This window comes from Nitrosomonas oligotropha, from assembly GCF_900106555.1.
Taxonomy (GTDB): Bacteria; Pseudomonadota; Gammaproteobacteria; order Burkholderiales; family Nitrosomonadaceae; genus Nitrosomonas; species Nitrosomonas oligotropha_A.
The window spans coordinates 1-3,624 of the sequence record NZ_FNOE01000062.1 but is presented as its reverse complement, the minus strand read 5'-3'; the positions used below and the strand labels follow the sequence as shown (position 1 = coordinate 3,624).

The following is a 3,624-nucleotide window of genomic DNA, read 5'->3' as shown; positions in this document are numbered from 1 at the left end:
AAGCGCAGAACCAGAGGTCAAAACCTCTTTTTTATTAACCTAATTGGTACACTCTTCGCCCGCTATTTGGTACCTTTTTACTCCGCCATTGACAATGGATGCTGAATGCAATAAAAAACCCGCACTTAGGCGGGTTTAGGGATGTTATTGTATTTCTTGAAACGTTCAATTGGTGGAGACGGCGGGAATCGAACCTTGCGATATTTTTTTAGTTTCAGACATTTATTTTTTCCTATGCTGTTTATGTGCCTTTTCTCTTGTAAAAAATAAAAAAATGAGGTGTCACAATTATTGATATTAATCAGATTAATTTTTTTATCAAAAAATAATTTAATTAAAATTTACTTTATATGATATCAGATTATGTTAAGCTTCAAACCATAACCACTCTTACTGTAAGGAGATAACTATGTCTAAAAGTATTTTTAAAAAATATTGGAAGCTCTCCGATCTAATTTCAATAATGATATGCCTCTTACCCTTAACAGTATCTGCAAATGCAGTAGTCGATATAGAATCACAGTTAAGACAGAAGTTACAAAATCATCCATCAATTGTTAATATACCAAATAAATATGCACTATCATTTCCGACATTAAATTATTTCTCTAATAAAATCTCGTTTCAACCTAATGAGCAGAAATTTCCAACAAATATCAGAACTCAATCTTTTATTTTCGAAAACTGTACAACTTCAGTTCAAGAACATACTAAAGATATTAGGGTTGCAAAAAAATTCTCTCTCGATGCGACAGTTACTGACGCTATTACTACTAGAACTGAATTTTCAGTTGGATTGAAATTCGATAGTGATAAGGTGCCTGTCAAAATGGATGCGAATCTTGCAAAATCTTTTGAATTCTCCGTGTCACATACAGATACCACGCGTGTTGAAAAAGAAATAGAAGAATCAATGCATGAAGTAAGAAAAGTTAAGCCAGGTATGGCTTTAATGATAAATTCTAGCGTAGTTGAAAATATATCCAGATTTAATTTTTCTGCCCCTGTCATTGTCACTGGCACAGTTAAAGTAAATTATTATGAAAAAAGAAGCACTAGACGTAGCGACTTAGAAAGACTAGCGGGCAAACCCAAAGATATTACAGTGCATCTTGAACAAGAATTTAAATTGGAGGATTTACTTGCAGAAGCAGATAGAAAATTTGTTGCAGCAGGATACATCGATAGTGTTTATAGTGATGAAGTACGAATGAAATACGTTGAAAAGAAAATAAAAAATAATCGTGAGATTTGTCCTGCAACTTTAATGTCAACAAAAGTAGAAGCAACAACTATTACGGATGATATCCAAGCAGAAAAAGAGGAATTTGTGGTTGTTGATTTCAATGGAAGAGAAATTGCATTGTCTGAAACTAAGCTCGAAGAAGGTATTTCCTACAAATCAATTGATAAGACTATTGATGCTCAGATTGAAAATCATTTTAAAGAGTACGATAAACTCATCGTTGCTATCCCAAAAACCGATATATCAGTTAATTCTTCTAACGATATTAGCGATTTTGGTGATATAACCGCAATGGGACCTATTATACGTCAATTTTTTGCTCGAGGAGAACATACATGTCAGTCAAGAAGTTCTATTGGCCATAAATGCGAAGTTCGGGGAAGTGGGTTCTTCGATTGCAATGAAGCAGAATATGATTTGAGAAATAAAAGCTGCTGTAGTTCAACTCCAAAAGGGGGGTCATCAATAGGATTTAGGATAACGAAATGCTCGACTTTGACACCATAGAAACTTGATGAATTTTACTACAAATTAATATCGTCAATGCGCAGAGGTTTAATTATATTGATTTTGCTTATCTAAGGGGTTTAGTAGTAACAATTAAAAAGAAGGCTTTGTTATGTGCAGTAATTGCTCAGGTAATTAAAAAACATTGTGCAAACAAAGCCTCTTTTCTTTAAGAAAATAATTTTATAGGATTTTGAGTACACCTAATTTGAGAAAAATGATTTTTTTATGATTGATTATAGGTATCACTTTTTATTTTAGATATCCATCGCCCATAGACTTTTCTGATCTGTCCCCAATCCTTATGCCCCATTTGCTGAGCAACCCAAAGGGGATTCTCACCTCTTGAAAGCAGTGTGGATGCAAAAGTGTGGCGGGTTTGGTAAGGGTTTCGGTAGTTGATACCGGCTTTTTTCAGTGCCGGAATCCAGATTCTTTTGCGGATCGGTTGATCGTTTCTCCACGGCTGATTGGTGTGCGGATCGTGAAAAACGGTTTCGTTCAGTTGTTTGGTAAAAGCTTGCTGGTTGAGTAAAGCTTCTTCGGCTTGTGGCTGAAGCGTGACTTCCCGTTTTCCCGATTTGGTTTTTGTGTCTTTCAGTTGTCCTCTGACATAAGCGCTTCTAACAAATATACGATTATTTTCAAAGTCGACATCCTGCCAGCAAAGCGCGATCAATTCGGAAGTTCTAAGCCCTGAATAAAATGCAAACTGAATCAGGTTCTTTGCTTGGCCGGTGAGTTCGTTCAGAATTTTGGCAACTTCCTCTTGTGTGAAAGGTTCGGGTTCGCGGGTTTTGTTGGGCAGGTTCTTAACTCTTTGCAGCGGGTTTTTGTCGATAATTTCGTCATGGTAAAGCTCTTCAAACGTTTGGCGCAATGGAGTCAGGATATTGCCTTTTCTTTTGTTGGAGCACGGGAGTTCCGATAACCATTCCTTAATTTTGCTGGCAGTCAGTTCGGCAATGGTGAGATCGCCAAAGGTTGGAATCAAATGATAATAGATGGCGCTGTTATAGTCTTGCAGCGTGCTTTTTTGCAGTTTCGCTTGGTTGTGACGCAGCCAGTTAATAAGTGCTTCCTTGATCGTGTAGAGATCGGGGCGTGTTTTCCTGAATTCCTTGGCTTTTCTGCTGTACGGAAAATGCCGGAAATAATCGAAGGTGCCGATTCTGATTTCGTGCTTGATGGCTTGCAGCTTAAGGCCTAGTTCTTTCAGTGCGGTCTTGGTCGGTGGCATGGGGATAGTTTCCCGGCAGCGAACACCCTGGAATGTGAACGATAGCTGGACGCTATTGCCGCGGATCGTTATGCCTCTTTGCCTTGCATCCATAGATTTGTTGCAGACATGCATATAAATATTTTGTTATTCGCAGATTTGAACCAATGTATTCCAAATCTCCATTGTCCTTTCTTTAAATACTGCCGGATGGCATTTTCAGATAAGCCCGTCAGTTCCGCACATTTCTTGACAGTTACCAGTTGTCGATCGGAGTGGTTCATTTCTTTTCCTCCCCGTCATTACCGGCAATATGCTTAGCTACATGCTTTTCAACTTCCGTTTGATCCTCGATCAAACCCTTATCCGCCACTTTGCGCTTGCCCATCACAACCGCCCAGAAACTGCCAAGTTTTTGCGTGATGGCATAACCCACGCTTCTGGTGTTACTGTAGTGTGTTGCCTCCGGGCAAACATCCTGGAACTTAATGCCCAGGATTTTTTCATAGCGGCGATAGGTCAGCGGATTGTGCAGTATTTTAAGAACGCGCCATCCAAAGTATTGCCCCATGATCAAAGCGCCTAATGCGCTTTCAAGCGTGGTGCCAACGCCTCTGAATTCTTTGATATTCTTTAAAATAATTTGCTCTTG

At 38.6% G+C, this 3,624-nt stretch carries 3 protein-coding genes; 1 reads left to right on the top strand and 2 read right to left on the bottom strand.

Annotated elements, in window-relative coordinates; translation table 11 throughout:
* The first annotated feature begins 409 nt into the window (after nucleotides 1-409).
* A complete protein-coding gene (locus tag BLU57_RS15460; RefSeq protein ID WP_090322868.1) occupies nucleotides 410-1,753 on the top strand; it encodes a hypothetical protein in 1,344 nt (447 codons plus the stop codon).
* 226 nt (nucleotides 1,754-1,979) lie between these two features.
* On the opposite strand, the gene BLU57_RS15455 is transcribed toward BLU57_RS15460, so the two are convergent.
* Both BLU57_RS15455 and BLU57_RS15445 read right to left on the bottom strand, forming a co-directional pair.
* Nucleotides 1,980-3,086: an Arm DNA-binding domain-containing protein gene (locus tag BLU57_RS15455; protein ID WP_090322865.1), complete on the bottom strand. Its 1,107-nt coding sequence runs from the start codon at nucleotides 3,084-3,086 to the stop codon at nucleotides 1,980-1,982.
* Nucleotides 3,087-3,252: 166 nt separating this feature from the next.
* A partial coding sequence (locus tag BLU57_RS15445; RefSeq protein ID WP_143027013.1) for a hypothetical protein occupies nucleotides 3,253-3,624 on the bottom strand: 372 nt, incomplete at its 5' end.

Excerpts from the sequence above, each read along its gene's own strand:
- BLU57_RS15460 (WP_090322868.1), top strand. The coding sequence starts at position 410 with ATGTCTAAAAGTATTTTTAAAAAATATTGGAAGCTCTCCGATCTAATT.
- BLU57_RS15455 (WP_090322865.1), bottom strand. The coding sequence starts at position 3,086 with ATGGATGCAAGGCAAAGAGGCATAACGATCCGCGGCAATAGCGTCCAG.